Consider the following 15,962-nt stretch of genomic DNA (forward strand, 5'->3'; position numbering starts at 1 on the left):
TGATGGCAAGAGCCGCTTTGGCTCCTCCATCACCAGATCAGCGACTAGATGCCCAGCAACCTTGCCGCATTCTTATAAAGAACTCTGTCCACCACCGCTTCCCGGAAACCCAGCTCAAGCACATCGTCGATGGACTGACGAATGGGCCTGAAGGTATAGGATGAGCCGAACAGGAGCTGTCCCGACAGAAAACCGTTGGCGGCCTCCACATACAGCTGACTGCCGGGCTGGAACAGGTACATGTCGGGCACCAGGAACACGTTCTCATACCGGAACGCCACCCCGATGGCCTGGGCAACGTTCGGCCAGTAACCGTGGTAGACAATGAGCGGTAACGTGGGGAATGATCTTGCGACCACCGCCAGCCCTGCCGGGTCATTGAATCTCGGGTCTGGTGTGGTGGGGCCACTCATCAGTGATACAGACACGCCAAGGCGCGCGCAATGCTCGTAGATCGGGAAGTAGATCTCATCGTCCGGATGGCGGGCGGGTTCGGCAAACCCGGGCTCAAGGTTGATCGCGGCCAGGCCAAGCTCATTCACGGCCCGGTCGATTTCTGCAATGGCTCCGTCCACGCCCTGAAGCACCGGATCCACCGATCCCACGCCCAGAAGCAGCTCCTGGCCCGTCACGATCTGGTGGATGCGGTCGTTGGGCAGGTGCTGGGCCGGCGTGTGCCGGCCAACCACCACGGCCCGGGTCAGGCCTGCTTCGCGGACTTCGTCCAGAAATCCCTGTTCGGTCAGGGAGCGGGTAAAGTGCTGGTCGTCGCCCCGGGTACCCACCCGTCGGTTCAGCCAGCGGGCGGTTTCAAAGGCCTCGGTGCCCGGCGTGGCACCGAAAAAGTCGTGCAGGTAGGCCGGGCGGCAGCGCATGTCGATAATGTTCATTAAGCACAATCCCTGGTCAAAAGGGAGCAGCTTAAGGCTCCTCGGGCTCCCCCGTAACCAAGTATTTGTGCAAAGTATTTGCTTGATTTTGATAAGGTTTTATAGGCGTTTTCCTGAAAAGCATTGCAGTTATTCTTGTTTGTCGAGCGAGGGAACTTCTCGGATCATGTCGGTTTGAACCTTAATCCAAAGGAGATAGCCCTATGTCTGCGACTGCCGCTGTGACCAGCCTGGAGGAAAGACCTCATTCCGCGGTTGGAGGGCACGGCCATGACCAGCTGGACGAGGATGCCTGGCTGGCGAAGGCTGATGAGATTACCGTTTACCTGGCCCAGTCTGCTGTTGAGCGGGACCGGCTTGGAGGCCATGCCGCAGAACAGAGGGAACGGATTCGACAGAGTGGACTGCTATCGCTTTCTATCCCGAGAGCTCAGGGCGGTGCCGGCCAGAACTGGGGGTTGATTTACCAGGTAGTCAGGAAGCTGGCCTGTGCCGACTCTGCACTGGCTCATATATTTGCTTTTCACCATCTTCAGGTCAGTTCGGTACTGCTTTTCGGCCAGGCGGAGCAGGTTTCAAAACTGCTCCGCCAGACCTCAGAGAATAACTGGTTCTGGGGTAACACCCTTAACCCGAAGGACAAACGAACCGTCGCGACCGAGTATGCCGGCGGCGGCTTTGAGCTGAACGGCATTAAAGGGTTCTGCTCGGGTGCTCTTGGATCGGATTACCTCACTACGTCGGCCTGGCACGAACCCTCACAGAGCCTTTTGGTCGCAGCGATTCCGACCGTGCGGGAAGGCATAACCGTGCATGATGACTGGGATGCCATGGGTCAGCGCCAGACCGACAGTGGTACGGTCAGCTTTGACAGAGTGATTGTCGCACCGGATGAAGTCCTGCTCTGGCCCGGACAACCGTGGAGCCCGGCCGCGCATTTTCGTTCCTGTCTGGCACAACTGGTGCTGGTCAATCTTTATACCGGTATCGCCGAGGGTGCCTTTGAGGAAGCGCGCCAGTTCACGTTGACTCTGGCGAATCCCTGGCTTACGTCCGGTGTTGACGCTTCCTCTGAAGACCCCTTCATCCAGAGGCATTACGGTGAGCTTAGAGTAAAGCTGAGAAGTGCGCAGGCGCTGGCAGACGAGGCGGGTCGCCTGGTCGACCACTTTCTGGAAAACCCCGATGCGATTACCCTGAAGGACAGGGGCGAGACGGCCATCGCCATTGCCGATGCCAAAGTCGCGGCTCACCATGCGGCGTTGGATATCAGCTCGCGCCTGTTTGATATTGCCGGTGCCCGCGCCACCAGCCGCCGGTTTGGGTATGACCGGTTCTGGCGCAACGCCCGCACACATACTCTGCATGACCCGATTGATTACAAGCTGAGGGATCTTGGGCGTTGGGAGCTGTTCGGCGATTACCCGACGCCGACATCCTATTCATGATCGGGCCAGGAGTAAGGGCGCAGTGATTGCGCCCTATCAATGCGTGTACCCGGCGATCAGATGCCGGGAGCGCCCCCTGTTAGCCAGTGCAACAGCATGCCCAGCAGGGCGCTGGTAAAGAGCACCGGCAGCATGCCGATTTTGAACCTGAAAATGGCGATGAACGCGCCCAGTGCCAGTACCACACTGGCCAGTTGGACGCTATCCCATTGGGGCGACAACCACTGGATGCCCCAGGCCTGCGATGTATCCACCCTGGCGAAGGCCACGTGCACCGCAAACCAGATTGCCAGGTTCAGCATCACGCCGACCACGGCGGCAGTAACAGCAGAAAGCGCTGCGCTGACGGCCTGGTTTCCCCGCAGTTTCTCCACATAAGGTGCGCCCAGGAAAATCCAGAGGAAGCAGGGCACAAAGGTCACCCAGGTTGCCAGTACCGAGGCCAGAACCCCGGCGGTAAAGGGGTCCAGAGTGCCTGGATCCCGGAAGGCGCCCATGAATCCGACAAACTGCACAACCTGAATCAGTGGGCCGGGGGTGGATTCCGCCATGCCCAGGCCATCGAGCATTTCACCCGGTGCCAGCCAACCGTGATTCTGCACGGCTTCCTGGGCCATGTACGCGAGGACCGAGTAAGCGCCCCCGAAGGTCACCACGGCCAGTTTGCTGAAGAACAGGCCGATCTGGGTGAACACATCGTCCATTCCGAGGGAAACGGCCAGTACGATCAGGGGAATAAACCACAGGGGCAGCCAGATCCCGAGCACCTTCAGTGTGCGCCCCCGGCTCGCCTGGGTATGGTGCCCGGTGCCATTGGTCATCATTGCATCAATGGCTCGCTCACCCTCCTCCCGGGTTGTGTGGCCCTTGATGACCACGAATCGCTCCGGGTCCAGCTGGCGGCCGATCAGACCCACCAGAGCGGCAGCCGCAATAACAAGGGGAAAAGGCGCTGCAAAAAAGAAAATGGCAATAAAAGCCAGCGCTGCCAGCGTGACCATGATGCGGTTTTTCAGCGCCCGCTGGGCGATGCGAACCACGGCCTGGATGACCACCGCCAGCACCGCAGCCTTGATGCCAAAGAATATTGCCTGAACAACCGAGGTTTCCTGAAAACCCGCATACACCAGGCTCAGCCCCAGAATGGCTATAAAGGCGAGCAGAATGAACAGCGTACCGGCTACGAGCCCTCCTTTGACGCCATGCAACAGCCACCCCAGATAAGTGGCAAGCTGCTGTGCCTCTGGCCCCGGCAACACCATGCAGTAATTGAGAGCGTGAAGGAACCGGCTCTCGCTGACCCAGCGTTTCTCATCCACCAGAATCCGGTGCATCACGGCAACCTGTCCCGCCGGACCACCAAAACTCAACAGGGCTACACGTAGCCATACATTGACGGCTTCGGCAAAGGTGACGTTGTGACCGAGGGGGTGCCTCGTTGAATCTTTAGTCGCCACCGGCATACGCTGAGGAGTGTTTTCAGGAGGGGGTGAGGACATGGGGGTGTCTCCAAGTGTTATAACGCTGCAGATTGATGGGTCAGCAATCTACCGAAGAAGCTTTCTGGCGTGTCGCTCACATTGGCAGGTTACACAGACAGAGCGCCCAGCGACGTCCAGCAGTAGGTCGCTGCATCGTGGCCGTCTGAAAACCGGATTCGCAGCCCGATCAGTCCAAATGCCCGGATATCGGCAATGGTCGTCGGATTGGAATGGTACGGGTAATCACCTTTATTGGCCCTACAGGTTTCGCACTGGCAATTCACGCGCAAGACCTGCGCCGGAACCTGAACCGCCGATTCTCCCAGCCATCGGAGTACCAGAGTTGCTCCCATATTGATGACCGAGACCTCCAGAAAAGGATTCCCTGTGTTCACGGGCTTGCCTCTGGAAAGGCGCTCAACCACAGCGCTCATTTCGTCTCCTTTCACTCTCACCGGCTATCCGACACCGGAACTCGGCGAACTGCCTGGTGCTGACTTTGCAGGGGCTGTCGGGTCTTTTGGGGATCATGAAGTAATTCATCGTCAAGTTGGCGTTCGTATCCGGACAACCCTAACAACCAGCCTTCAATCGCCAAACCAAGAAAACCTGTAAAGCTTTGCGCAAAAAAGGAAAAGCAGTCTCCGCGGGCGCGGAGCATCTGTATCCACAAAAAGGAATGTTGATCGAAGATAATCGGATTTGTGGAAAGGGCCGGGAGCGTTAATCTGCGCTCAGTCAATGACAACGACCTTCAAGGAGAGTGGCATGTCCCTCGATGTATTCTGGTTTCTTCCTACCTCCGGCGACACCCGTTATTTTGGCAAGCCCGGCAGTGGGCGGCCGGCGACCAACCGATATATGCAGCGCATCGCAACGACCGCTGAAGACCTGGGTTATGACGGCCTGCTGATTCCCACCGGCGCCAGTTGCCAGGACCCCTGGGTGGTGGCTTCCAGCCTTGCTCCGGTGACCAGTCGCATCAAACTGCTGGTGGCGCTTCGCACCTCCATCTCCGGGCCAACCGTTTCCGCCAGGCAGGCGGCAACGCTGGATGAGGCCCTGGGTGGCCGCCTGCTGCTGAACGTTGTGCCAGGGGGAGATGCTGCAGAACTGGCTGCGGAAGGTGTCTATTACAGCCACGACGAGCGCTACGAATCTGCCGATGAGTTTTTGAACGTTTGGCGCCGTCTGCTGCAGGGCGAAACGGTGGATTTCGACGGCAAGCACCACAAGATCAAGGGGGCTAAAAACTACTTTCCGCCGGTCCAGAAACCCTATCCCCCGTTGTATTTTGGCGGCTCCTCGGAGGCCGCTATCAAGCTGGCCGGGGAGCAGGTGGATGCCTACCTGACCTGGGGTGAGCCGCCGGAAGCCGTGGCTGAAAAAATTGATCGTGTGCGTGCCGAGGCTGCCAAACACGGGCGTACCGTGCGTTTTGGTGTTCGCCTGCACGTGATTGTTCGGGAAACCCGTGAAGAGGCCTGGGCGGAAGCGGACAAGCTGATTGAGAACCTGGACGACGAAACCATTGCCAAGTCCCAGCAGAACCTGGCCAAAATGGATTCGGTGGGCCAGAAGCGGATGCTGGAGCTGCACGGCGGTCGACGGGACATGCTGGAAATCAGCCCGGATCTCTGGGCCGGAGTGGGATTGGTTCGCGGTGGTGCTGGCACCGCGCTGGTGGGCGACCCGGAAACCGTCGCCAAACGCCTGCTGGAGTACCGGGACGCCGGCGTGGATACGTTTGTGCTGTCAGGCTATCCCCACCTGGAGGAAGCCATCCGGTTTGCCGAGCTGGTTTTTCCATTGTTGCCGGGCAAACAGGCGGTCACCGATTCGGCCTTTCATACCGGCGGTGCCTTTGATATCCGGGCTGCAAAAGCCTCTGCATCCTGAAACCTTGCATCTAAGTGTTGTGCGTGCTCATCGTGGCACCTCTCCGTTTGGCCGGATACTTCGTTGTCCGGCCTTTTTTGTATGGCTCAGCCGGAGCCGGATCCTCGCAGCGCCATATGAAAAAAAACGCTTAGTAATGCAGTAAATATTATTCGGTTTATTTTGGGGTCTGTCTTAGACTTCGATGGTATTGATTTCAGGATTTTTATTACTTTCTGGTTATTCATGACCGGGGTTTACCATTGAATAGGGAAGGCCATCCGTGAACTTTCAGCAGCTGAGAATCGTGCGGGAAACTGCCCGGCAGAACTTCAATCTGACGGAAGTGGCCAATGCACTGTTTACCTCCCAGTCCGGTGTTTCGAAACACATCAAGGATCTGGAGGAGGAACTGGGTGTGGAGCTCTATGTCAGAAAAGGCAAACGCTTATTGGGGCTGACCGAGCCTGGTCAGCAGATGCTGGTCTATGTGGAGCGCATGCTGATGGATGCCCGTAATATCAAAAACCTGGCCGAGCATTACCAGGAACAGGATTCCGGCGAGCTGACCATTGCCACCACCCATACCCAGGCGCGGTATGCGTTGCCTGAGGTGGTGAGCCAGTTCAAGCAACAGTTTCCAAAGGTGCGGTTGCGCCTGCATCAGGGCAGTCCGGACGAAATCGTCAGCATGTTGCTCAGTGGCGAGGCGGACATCGGCGTCGCCACGGAGGCCCTGGGTGATATCCCACAGCTGGTGTCTTTCCCGTATCACCGCTGGCACCACGGTGTGGTAGTACCCAAACTGCATCCGCTGACAGAGATAGAGCGGCTGACACTGGAGGACATCCAGCATTACCCCATCATCACGTACCACGAGGGTTTCACGGGCCGGGCTTCTATCGAGAAGGCGTTTGCCACCGAGAACCTGCGGCCTGAAATCATCATGACCGCCCTGGACGCGGATGTGATCAAGTCCTACGTGGAATTGCGCCTGGGCATAGGCATTATTGCGTCGGTAGCGTTCAACCCTGCCCGGGATTCGGGGTTACAACTGCTCAATACCGATCACCTGTTCGAAGAAAAGCAGACACGAATCGGTATCCGTCGCGGCAATCTGTTGCGTAACTATGCGTTCCAGTTTATTCAGTTGTGCGCTCCGGAGCTTACCGAGGACGTTGTAGCCGGCCAGCTGGCGCTGCCATCCGGCCGCTGAGCGGGGAGCAGGCACTCCCGTCTGCTCCCCCGGCATTCTGATAAAGATATGAGTTTTTATTGGTTAATTGCCCTGCTTTACCCCTCTAGTATTGATGGCACCATTCATGACTTCAGAGTGAACCATGTGCCAGATCTTCGGTTTGAACAGCGCCCGTCCGGTTGCCCCGCAGGAGCCCTTGCGTGGGTTCCTGTGCCGTGGGGGTGGCACCGGTGATCACAAGGATGGCTGGGGCATTGCCTATTACGCCGACGGCACCCACCACCTGAATGTCCAGAAAACCAGCGCTTTCAATTGCCGGATGGCGCAGGATTTCCTGGGCCGGGATATCCGGACACGTAACCTGATTGCCCATGTCCGCAAGGCAACCTTTGGGCCGGTGGAGCTCGTCAACAGCCACCCCTTCAGTCGAAAACTCTGGGGCTATGACTGGGTGTTTGCGCACAACGGTGACCTTCACGACTTCCGGCCTGTGGTTGATCCTCGTTTCGAGCCCAACGGCGAAACCGACAGTGAGGCGGCCTTTGGCCTGTTGCTGACAGAGCTGGCTAACACCTTTGGTGACACCCGACCCGGAATTGACGATCTGGCGGACGAAATTCGCCGAGTTGCTGCCGATATTTCCGCCCACGGTACCTTCAACTTTCTGCTCACCGTGGGCGATGTGATGTTCGCTCATGGCAGCACCGATCTCCACTGGACCCGGCAGACCGATGAGCCAAGGCGCGCCCGGCTGGTGGATTGCGATCAGTGGCTGGACGATACCGTCTACGCCGGCGCGCCGCTGGTGATGGTGGCAACGCAGCCGATTACCGATGGCCACGACTGGCACCGATTCGGCAAGAACGAGCTGGCTATCTTTGTAGGCGGATCACCGCATGTTGAAGAATCTGATGTGGCGTTGATGGACGGGTACGACCTGCTCCAGACAGCGCCACGTCTGACCCAGCCTGGGTCAACGGGCTCGGATGCCCGAATACACCCGAACTGACGAGACCGCTCGAAGTGACCGGGGCTACCCATTAAAACCTGATCCTTTTGAGGAAAACCCATGCGTAAAAATTGGTTTGTAGGTCTCGCCGTAGGCCTTTCCGCTTTGTTCAGCCTGTCTGCTCAGGCGGAAGCACCGACGACTTTGAACGTGGACTATGCCTATTACTCACCCACCAGCCTGGTGGTCAAGAAATTCGGATGGCTTGAGGAGGAGTTCAAATCCGATGGAACCGAAATTAACTGGGTTCTCAGTCTCGGCAGTAACCGGGCCCTGGAATACCTGAACAGTAGCAGTGTTCACTTTGGCTCCACTGCGGGTCTTTCGGCCGTGCTGGCAAAAGCCAACGGCGCACCGATCAAAACGGTGTATGTCTACTCGCAACCAGAGTGGACTGCGCTTGTGGTGCCGGAGGGCTCATCCATTGGTTCCATCGAAGACCTGAAGGGCAAGAAAGTGGCCGCCACCAAAGGCACCGACCCCTACTTGTTCCTTTTGCGCGCGCTGCAAAGCAAAGGGCTGACCAAGCGCGACGTTGACATCATCAATCTGCAGCACCCGGATGGCAGAACGGCTCTGGTCAGAGGCGATGTGGACGCCTGGGCCGGTCTGGATCCGCACATGGCGGCGGCCCAACTGCAGGATAACGCCCGGCTGATCTACCGGAACATCAGTTTCAACACCTACGGGTTTCTGAATGTGAACGAGGCGTTTCTTGAGGAGCATCCGGAAACTGTACGGCGAGTGATCAGTGTGTACGAGCAGGCCCGGGAATGGGTGCTGAACAACCCGGATCAAGCCGCCGAAATCCTGGCTGAGGCGGCAAATCTGCCAGTGGATGTTGCCAAAGTGCAACTGACCGAGCGAACCATTCTGAACCAGCCGCTGCCGTCACAGCAGCACATTGATGATCTGACAGGCGCCGCACCTATTCTCGCGGCCGAGGGTCTGGTTCGCCCCGGTACTGATGTCACATCTGCCATTACCCGTCTGATCGACACCAACTTTGCGGCCAGCGTGATTCGCAAAGACACGACCGTCGCTGAGAGGTAATAAGCATGTCTGGTGCTGAATCTGTTCAGGGCGCAGCACTGGCAACGGCCGGTTCCCGGAACGAGGCACCTGCCTCGCCGGGTAACCGGGTCAGGCTCTGGAAGTGGGCAGGGTTGTTGTTGCCGGTGCCGTTCTTTGCGTTATTGGAGCTGGCAGTAAGCCTGGGCTGGCTGTCAGCTTTTCTTTTTCCGCCCCCCAGTGATATCGCTCAAACGCTGTGGTATCTGGCCCAGGGACCACTCTGGGAGCATCTGGGCGCGAGTATTGCCCGGGTTGCCGCCGGTTTCTCCATTGGCGCCGTACTGGCCATCATCCTCGGCTCGCTGGTTGGCCTAAGCAAGCGAACCGAATGGCTGCTGGAGCCCACATTTCAGGGGTTGCGGGCCATTCCTTCTCTGGCCTGGGTTCCCCTCTTGCTCTTGTGGCTGGGTATTGACGAAACCCCAAAGATTCTTCTGATTGCCATCGGGGCTTTCTTCCCGGTGTACCTCAATCTGGTGTCCGGTATTCACAACGTGGACAGAAAACTGATTGAACTGGGTTCGGTTTACCGGTTGTCCCGGTTGGCGCTGATTCGCCGTATCATTATTCCGTCTGCATTGCCTGAGCTGTTCTCCGGGTTGCGCACCGGGCTCAGTCTGGCCTGGATGTTTCTGGTCGCCGCAGAGCTGATTGCCGCCAGTGAGGGGCTCGGGTTTCTGCTGACAGATGGCCGGGAAACCAGCCGCCCGGATCTGGTGATTACCGCGATTCTGTTGCTGGCGGTCCTGGGCAAGATCACCGATACCCTGATTACGCGTGCGGAAACCCGCTATCTGGGGTGGCGCGACACCCTGGCCACACAGGGAGGAAACACCCGATGAGCCGTGAGCCGATCGTGCAGCTAACCGTTCATAACAAACGCTTTGGCAGTCACCTGGTGCTGGATAAGGTGTCGTTCGAGATCGGCAAGGGCGAGATTGTCTCCCTGGTCGGGCCCAGCGGCTGTGGTAAAAGTACGCTGCTAAGGATAGTTGCGGGCCTTGATGATGACTACCGGGGCACGCTCCGGTTCCTGAGGCAGGGCAAAGCTGGCGCCGGAAACGTTGGTTTCGTGTTCCAGGAGCCGAGGCTGCTGCCCTGGCTGACCGTTGCCGAGAATGTCGGATTTGGTAGCCCTGACCTGGAGGCTGACCTGCCACGGATACAGGCTCTGCTTGAGGAAGTCGGGCTGGGCGACGTGGCGGACAAGCTGCCCAAGGAACTTTCGGGCGGCATGGCGCAGCGGGCTGCCATTGCAAGGGGCCTGTTTGCGCCGGCCCAGGGTGAGGGTTCCGGGGCCGACGAGGAGAGCCGCCAGCGCATCCTGCTACTGGATGAGCCATTCAGCGCCGTGGACGCTTTCACCAGAATCAAACTTCAGGACTTGCTGATTCACCTTGCGCAGGTGCATCATCTGACGCTTCTGGTCGTCACCCACGACGTGGATGAAGCGGCCTATCTGAGTGATCGGGTCCTGGTTCTGGGAAGCAACCCGGGGCGTCTGTTGCATGTGAGCCACGTGGCCACAGCCCGGCCCCGGGACCGTCGCGATCCGGCCCTGACACGGGTCCGTAATGACCTGCTTGAGGTGCTCAGCCAAAACCACGCCATCTGAGGAGAGAGTCTTTGCCACCCGGTAAGCGTCTTATCGATAAAATCACGGGCGAACTGCGCCAAGTACGCCATGACTGGCGCGAGCGCCAGGGCCGGGAGCTGGATCTTGGTAGCCGTGAGTTGCCCTCTCGTCAGGCCGTTCATCAAACGGTGGATACCCTCTGTGCCATCCTGTTTCCCATGCGCCTGGGCCCGCCGGATCTGACCAAAGAGCGGGAAGACCAGTTCGTAGCCTACATGCTGGGCAACGTGGAGAGGGAACTGATCAGTCAGGTGGCGCTGGAACTTCAGTACCTAGACCGGGGTCAGCAGGATCTGGTCGCACTGAGGGCCCAGGCCAGCGGCCAGGTCAGCCAGTTGCTGTCAAATCTGCCAGCACTGCGGCGGCAACTGGATGAGGATGTGCTTGCAGCCTACCATGGCGACCCGGCAGCCACTTGCGTGGATGAAGTGTTGATTTCCTATCCCGGTGTCGAGGCCATTATCCACCACCGAATCGCCCATGGCTTCTATCGGGCCGGCCTGCCGATGATTGCGCGAATCATCGCCGAGAAAGCCCATTCGGCTACCGGTATCGACATCCATCCCGGTGCCACCATCGGGCGCTCGTTTTTCATTGACCACGGCACCGGCGTGGTGGTAGGCGAAACCGCCATTCTGGGTGACCGGGTGCGGATTTACCAAAACGTGACGCTGGGCGCAGTGCGGTTCAATGAAGACGAGACCGGCGCACTGACCAAAGGCGAGCCCCGCCATCCGATTGTCGAAGACGACGTGGTGATCTACGCCGGCGCCACCATTCTCGGGCGCATTACCATCGGCCGGGGGTCGGTGATTGGCGGCAATGTCTGGCTGACTCGAAGCGTGCCGCCGGAAAGCCGGGTATCTCAGGCCTCCGTCAAGCAGGCGGGACCAGAACTCTGAGGTATGGCGGTTGCTGAATCTGATGCCAGGCTGTTTACAGACCAGCAGCCTGGTGTTGAAATATCAACAACCACGATGAAATAAGTAATGAAAACAACAGGGTAAATCTGGCACTCACTGTGCAGAGTCCAGGCAGGTGTAAACACCTTTCTGGAACTCACTTATCAGGATGCCAAAACCATGTTGTTGAACCTTGCAATTCCCGCGGCCACCCGCAGATTCTCACGACGTTTTTCCCGCAACGCTCTGGCCGTTGCTGTGACCCTGACGGCCTTTCCGGCCGTGACTCTGGCCCAGGCCAATGAGGGGGACCGGATTGTGCTCTCCGGCTCCGACATTCTGAACCTGACTGTATCCGGCCAGATCAACCGGGGTCTTCTGGCGGTGGACGATGGTGAGGACACCACCCTGCTCAATGTTGATAACAATAACAGTTCTTCCCGTCTCCGTTTTATTGCAGAAACCAATCCCGTGAACGGCTGGGTGGCAGGGGCTGCTTATGAGACCGAGTTCCGCCTGAATAACAGTGCCTCACTCAGCCAGTTGGACGAGGATGTGAATGATACCTCGGCATTCCGTAACCGGCGGGTGGAAGTCTATTTCAGCCATGGTGATCTGGGTAAACTCTGGCTGGGCCAGGGCTGGACAGCAACCGAGGGCGTCTCGGAAAACGATCTTTCCGGAACCAGCGTGGCCGGTTATTCCGATGTGACGGTTCTTGGCGGTGGCATTCTGTTTCGCGATAAAGCCACCAATACACTGAGCGGCACGGATCTGGGCGACGTCGCTGCCAACCTCGACGGTTTCAGCCGAAACACACGTTTGCGCTATGACACACCCACCTATAACGGCTTACAGTTCCGCACCTCGGTCATCAATGATGGCGACCTGGATGCCGCGCTCTGGTACAACGGCCAGCATGATCGCCTGAAAATCGCAGCCGCGCTGGGTTGGGGCAATACCAGCGAGCTCAGCACTACTCCCACCTATGATGACCAAATTTCGGGATCGGTATCGGTACTCGATGCCTCCGGCGTCAGCGTCACACTGGCGGCCGGACAGGCGGATGCCATCGACTCGGCCAAAGATGATCTGACGTTTACTTACATCAAGCTTGGCTACCAGCAATCCTGGTTCCCGAACGTGGGTAAAACCGCGCTGTCCGTGGACTGGCAGAAAACCGATGACAAGGATCAGAACGGTGATACCGTTGATGTGATCGGCGCCCAGGCGGTGCAGAAAATTGATGTGATTGGCACCGAGGTTTACGGGAGCGTTCGGTCAGTGTCGCTGGATCGCAACGGGGTTGATTACGAGGATAATCTTCTGGCGCTTGTCGGGGCTCGAATCCGGTTCTGACGTATTTCCTGAGGCGGGCACTGTGTCCCGCCTCAGGGCAACAGACCGTATCGCTTCAAACGGTGGCGGAGTACGTTTCGGGACACGCCCAGTAACTTGGCCGCCATCACCTGGTTGCCGTCGGCATGGGTCATGGCGAGAACAACGGCGTTCTGGTCCACAGTCTCGAGAACGCTTTCACCTCCAGACTCGAACAAGCCGTTCAGGGCGTTTTTCAGGTCAGTGATGGCGGCATCGCGATTCGCTACCTCGGTGGACGGGCGGGCGGATGCTTGCGGTTGTGTTGAGGCAATGTCAGTGACCACGGATAAACCCGGATTGCCTGCCAGATGCAGGTTTTCCGGTTGCACTTCGCGGCCCCGAATGATCAGCAGGGCATGGTGGATCACGTTTTCCAGCTCACGAATATTGCCGGGCCAGTGATAGCGTTCCAGTTTGCTTATAGCCTGAGGCGACAGGGTAATGTGGCCAAGCTCCAGTCGGCGGCTGTATTTGTCCAGAAAATAGTCGCTAAGGGGGAGAATGTCGCCTGGCCGGTCCCGCAGCGGGGGCAGGGAGACCGGGGCCACATTGAGTCGGTAGAACAGATCTTCCCGGAAGCGCCCGGCACGGACAGCCTCGGCAAGTGGCACGTTGGTGGCGGCAATCAGCCGCACATTGACCGGAATCGTTTTACGGCCGCCTACCCGCGTTACCTCCTGTTCCTGTAGCACCCGCAGAAGTTTGACCTGGGCGCTGAGGGGCAGGTCGCCGACTTCGTCCAGAAAAAGGGTGCCACCGTCTGCGGCCTCAAACCATCCAGGCTTCTGGCTGACAGCCCCGGTGAATGCGCCTTTCTCATGGCCAAAAAGTTCACTTTCCAACAGGCTTTCGGAAAGTGCGCCGCAGTTAATCGCCAGAAAGGGCTGCTTTGCTCGGTGACTCAGGCGGTGAACTTCCCTGGCCACCAATTCTTTACCGGTGCCGGTGGCACCGATGATCAGCACCGTGGCGTCGCTGGGGGCGATTTGCCGCAGCCTTCCGTGAAGCGCCCGTGACCTGGGATCGTGCAATACCAGGGCAGAAGCCCGGATGCTCAGGGTATAGTCATCGGGGTTGTCGAAGGTTAGCACCCCCGTCCTGTGACTGCTCTCAGCACTGCCTCGCCGAATAGGATTTACCGAAGACTCCCGGACCGGGATTTCCATATACATAGCCCTTACCTCAATTAGTAACTGAGCAGGTGCGGCGACAGGCTCTGACTTTGGGCCACCAGGACCCTTGGCGCCGGCTCGCGGGAAGCTCTGGCAAGGTATCGCAATCCCTCAATCCAGCGCTGATGTCCGGATTCGGTATTGATATGGCCAGCATCCTTCAGCAGTTCGAATTCGCTACCCCAATGCAGCGCCAGGTCCCGTGCCCGGATTGCCGATGCGGCCCGGTCGTTGGTAGAACCCACAACCAGGGAAGAAAACGGTAAATAGTCGTCGGGAATGGGCGCGAAGGGGCGCAGCGCATCGGGGGCTGACTCCCGTTCGGTATCTGCCGGGGCGACGAGCAGCGCACTTTTAATCTGGTCGGCGCGCTCCGCACCATACCGACGTGACCAGTGCGCCACTGCGACACAACCCAGGCTGTGTGCGATCAACACGACCTTGTCCGTCGGGGCATTGCGAACATCCCGGTCGATGGCCTCAATCCAGTCTTCCAGATCCGGCTGTGACCAGCTCTCTACGTGAATCCGTTTGCTGTTGGGTAGCAATAGCTGCCAGTGGCTTTGCCAGTGGTTGGCGCCCGAGCCGTTCCAGCCGGGAATGATCAGATAACCGATTTCCTCGGACATGGGGTTTCCTCCAATTCTGCCTGCTTATCAATGCATCGACCTTACCGGCACTGAGAGCGCAGGCGAACCAACCATTTCTGAATTCATTATTCTGGAAATGCATAAAACCCTGGAAAAGGCGCGATTTCAGTAATAGATGAATTATTCAGAAGCTCTGCACGATAAGTTGGTTTGGGCCGACCGGAGGCGCTGATAGCTTTGTCTCCACGAAACGGGACGGATTCCGGTCCTGGAATCATTCAACGAATGGAGATCACGGTTGTGACTGAAAAAAACGCTATTAGACACAGACTACGAACCACCCGTCGGGCATTTATCGGCCTTCTAGCATCGAGCGCTTTGCTGCTGACACCGCTGGCGGCCAACGCAGAGGTGGAGGAAAACACCCTGCGTATCGGGTATCAGAAATACGGCACCCTGATCCTGCTCAAGGCCCGGGGCACCCTGGAGCCGCAGCTTGCGGAGCAGGGTTTCGATGTGAAGTGGATCGAGTTTCCCGCCGGCCCGCAGCTGCTGGAAGGGCTGAACGTCGGCAGTGTGGATTTCGGCACCACGGGTGAAACCCCACCCATCTTTGCCCAGGCCGCCGGTGCGGATCTCGTCTATGTGGCAAATGAGCCGCCGGCGCCCAAGGGCGAGGCAATACTTGTGAAAGCTGATTCACCGATTCAGTCCGTGGCGGATCTGAGAGGCAAGCGAGTGGCGCTGAACAAGGGCTCGAACGTGCATTATTTGTTGGTACGCGCACTGGAAGAGGCCAATTTGTCGATTCGCGACATCAAGCCGGTCTACATCAAGCCCGGCGATGCCCGCACCGCATTTGATCGTGGCGACGTAGACGCCTGGGTGATCTGGGACCCGTACCAGGCGGACGCAGAGATTGCCGGTGCCCGTTCACTGCGGGATGGAGAAGGCTTGGTGGATAACCACCAGATCTATCTCGCGTCCCGGCCTTTTGCTGAGCGATATCCCGGCATCGTTAATGAGGTGATCGACTCATTGGCCGAGCTGGATGCCTGGGCCAAGGATCATCCGCAGGAAGTGGTGGACATTCTTCACAAGGAAACCGGTATTTCCAAAGACTCGCTTCGGCTGGCGGTTGATCGTTACGCCTATGGCGCGACCCGGATCACTCCACGGATTGGTGCAGCCCAGCAGACCATTGCCGATGTGTTTTACGAGCTGAACCTGATTCCCCGTGAAATCAACATCGACTCGGTACTCTGGCAAAGTCCTGCGTCGGTTGCCCGTAACGCACAGTAAGC

15 protein-coding genes are annotated in these 15,962 nt (G+C 58.2%); 10 read left to right on the forward strand and 5 right to left on the reverse strand.

All coding sequences use genetic code 11. The features are described 5' to 3' along the window. Positions 1-44: 44 nt before the first annotated feature. Positions 45-890, reverse strand: coding sequence for an amidohydrolase family protein (locus Q674_RS37545; protein ID WP_023009808.1), 846 nt, complete (start codon positions 888-890; stop codon positions 45-47). 203 nt (positions 891-1,093) lie between these two features. On the opposite strand from Q674_RS37545, the gene Q674_RS37550 reads away from it, so the two are divergent. After that, entirely contained in the window at positions 1,094-2,338 is a 1,245-nt protein-coding gene (locus tag Q674_RS37550) for an acyl-CoA dehydrogenase family protein (protein WP_023009809.1), read from the forward strand. 56 nt (positions 2,339-2,394) lie between these two features. Here Q674_RS37550 and chrA read toward each other — a convergent pair whose 3' ends face one another. After that, the gene (chrA, locus tag Q674_RS37555; RefSeq protein ID WP_081698957.1) at positions 2,395-3,837 is read right to left on the reverse strand and encodes a chromate efflux transporter; all 1,443 of its coding nucleotides are present in this window, start codon (positions 3,835-3,837) and stop codon (positions 2,395-2,397) included. 89 nt (positions 3,838-3,926) lie between these two features. Next, complete coding sequence (locus tag Q674_RS37560; RefSeq protein ID WP_023009811.1) at positions 3,927-4,253, reverse strand: gamma-butyrobetaine hydroxylase-like domain-containing protein; 327 nt, start codon at positions 4,251-4,253, stop codon at positions 3,927-3,929. Between the two features lie 334 nt (positions 4,254-4,587). On the opposite strand from Q674_RS37560, the gene ssuD reads away from it, so the two are divergent. The 8 genes from ssuD to Q674_RS37600 all read left to right on the forward strand — a co-directional run bounded on the left by ssuD (position 4,588) and on the right by Q674_RS37600 (position 12,875). After that, positions 4,588-5,718 carry an FMNH2-dependent alkanesulfonate monooxygenase gene (gene ssuD / locus Q674_RS37565; protein WP_023009812.1) on the forward strand — a complete coding sequence of 377 codons (1,131 nt, stop codon included), beginning with the start codon at positions 4,588-4,590 and terminating at the stop codon, positions 5,716-5,718. Between the two features lie 262 nt (positions 5,719-5,980). Further along, complete coding sequence (locus Q674_RS37570) at positions 5,981-6,913, forward strand: CysB family HTH-type transcriptional regulator (protein WP_023009813.1); 933 nt, start codon at positions 5,981-5,983, stop codon at positions 6,911-6,913. Positions 6,914-7,037: 124 nt separating this feature from the next. Then, positions 7,038-7,904, forward strand: a complete 867-nt coding sequence (locus Q674_RS37575; protein ID WP_023009814.1) for a class II glutamine amidotransferase — start codon at positions 7,038-7,040, stop codon at positions 7,902-7,904. Between the two features lie 60 nt (positions 7,905-7,964). After that, a complete protein-coding gene (locus tag Q674_RS37580; RefSeq protein ID WP_023009815.1) occupies positions 7,965-8,957 on the forward strand; it encodes an aliphatic sulfonate ABC transporter substrate-binding protein in 993 nt (330 codons plus the stop codon). Between the two features lie 5 nt (positions 8,958-8,962). Then, entirely contained in the window at positions 8,963-9,820 is an 858-nt protein-coding gene (locus Q674_RS37585; protein WP_023009816.1) for an ABC transporter permease, read from the forward strand. Beyond that, the gene (locus tag Q674_RS37590) at positions 9,817-10,593 is read left to right on the forward strand and encodes an ABC transporter ATP-binding protein (RefSeq protein WP_023009817.1); all 777 of its coding nucleotides are present in this window, start codon (positions 9,817-9,819) and stop codon (positions 10,591-10,593) included. The genes Q674_RS37585 and Q674_RS37590 overlap by 4 nt, the downstream gene beginning before the upstream one ends. Positions 10,594-10,604: 11 nt before the next feature. Then, on the forward strand, positions 10,605-11,516 hold the full coding sequence (gene epsC, locus Q674_RS37595) for a serine O-acetyltransferase EpsC (protein WP_023009818.1): 912 nt from the start codon (positions 10,605-10,607) through the stop codon (positions 11,514-11,516). Between the two features lie 180 nt (positions 11,517-11,696). Next, entirely contained in the window at positions 11,697-12,875 is a 1,179-nt protein-coding gene (locus tag Q674_RS37600) for a porin (protein WP_023009819.1), read from the forward strand. 32 nt (positions 12,876-12,907) lie between these two features. On the opposite strand, the gene Q674_RS37605 is transcribed toward Q674_RS37600, so the two are convergent. Continuing rightward, positions 12,908-14,068, reverse strand: coding sequence for a sigma-54 interaction domain-containing protein (locus Q674_RS37605; protein WP_200865921.1), 1,161 nt, complete (start codon positions 14,066-14,068; stop codon positions 12,908-12,910). A gap of 14 nt (positions 14,069-14,082) precedes the next feature. Next, positions 14,083-14,697: an RBBP9/YdeN family alpha/beta hydrolase gene (locus Q674_RS37610; protein WP_023009821.1), complete on the reverse strand. Its 615-nt coding sequence runs from the start codon at positions 14,695-14,697 to the stop codon at positions 14,083-14,085. Positions 14,698-15,036: 339 nt separating this feature from the next. Here Q674_RS37610 and Q674_RS37615 point away from each other — a divergent pair, with 339 nt between their 5' ends. Continuing rightward, entirely contained in the window at positions 15,037-15,960 is a 924-nt protein-coding gene (locus Q674_RS37615) for a sulfonate ABC transporter substrate-binding protein (protein ID WP_413540202.1), read from the forward strand. Positions 15,961-15,962: the final 2 nt, after the last annotated feature.

This window comes from Marinobacter sp. EVN1 (assembly GCF_000475375.1).
Lineage (GTDB): Bacteria > Pseudomonadota > Gammaproteobacteria > Pseudomonadales > Oleiphilaceae > Marinobacter > Marinobacter nauticus.

Coding starts and splice junctions, on each gene's coding strand:
- Q674_RS37545 (WP_023009808.1), bottom strand. CDS start 890: ATGAACATTATCGACATGCGCTGCCGCCCGGCCTACCTGCACGACTTT.
- Q674_RS37550 (WP_023009809.1), top strand. CDS start 1,094: ATGTCTGCGACTGCCGCTGTGACCAGCCTGGAGGAAAGACCTCATTCC.
- chrA (WP_081698957.1), bottom strand. CDS start 3,837: ATGTCCTCACCCCCTCCTGAAAACACTCCTCAGCGTATGCCGGTGGCG.
- Q674_RS37560 (WP_023009811.1), bottom strand. CDS start 4,253: ATGAGCGCTGTGGTTGAGCGCCTTTCCAGAGGCAAGCCCGTGAACACA.
- ssuD (WP_023009812.1), top strand. CDS start 4,588: ATGTCCCTCGATGTATTCTGGTTTCTTCCTACCTCCGGCGACACCCGT.
- Q674_RS37575 (WP_023009814.1), top strand. CDS start 7,038: ATGTGCCAGATCTTCGGTTTGAACAGCGCCCGTCCGGTTGCCCCGCAG.
- Q674_RS37580 (WP_023009815.1), top strand. CDS start 7,965: ATGCGTAAAAATTGGTTTGTAGGTCTCGCCGTAGGCCTTTCCGCTTTG.
- Q674_RS37585 (WP_023009816.1), top strand. CDS start 8,963: ATGTCTGGTGCTGAATCTGTTCAGGGCGCAGCACTGGCAACGGCCGGT.
- Q674_RS37590 (WP_023009817.1), top strand. CDS start 9,817: ATGAGCCGTGAGCCGATCGTGCAGCTAACCGTTCATAACAAACGCTTT.
- Q674_RS37600 (WP_023009819.1), top strand. CDS start 11,697: ATGTTGTTGAACCTTGCAATTCCCGCGGCCACCCGCAGATTCTCACGA.
- Q674_RS37605 (WP_200865921.1), bottom strand. CDS start 14,068: ATGTATATGGAAATCCCGGTCCGGGAGTCTTCGGTAAATCCTATTCGG.
- Q674_RS37610 (WP_023009821.1), bottom strand. CDS start 14,697: ATGTCCGAGGAAATCGGTTATCTGATCATTCCCGGCTGGAACGGCTCG.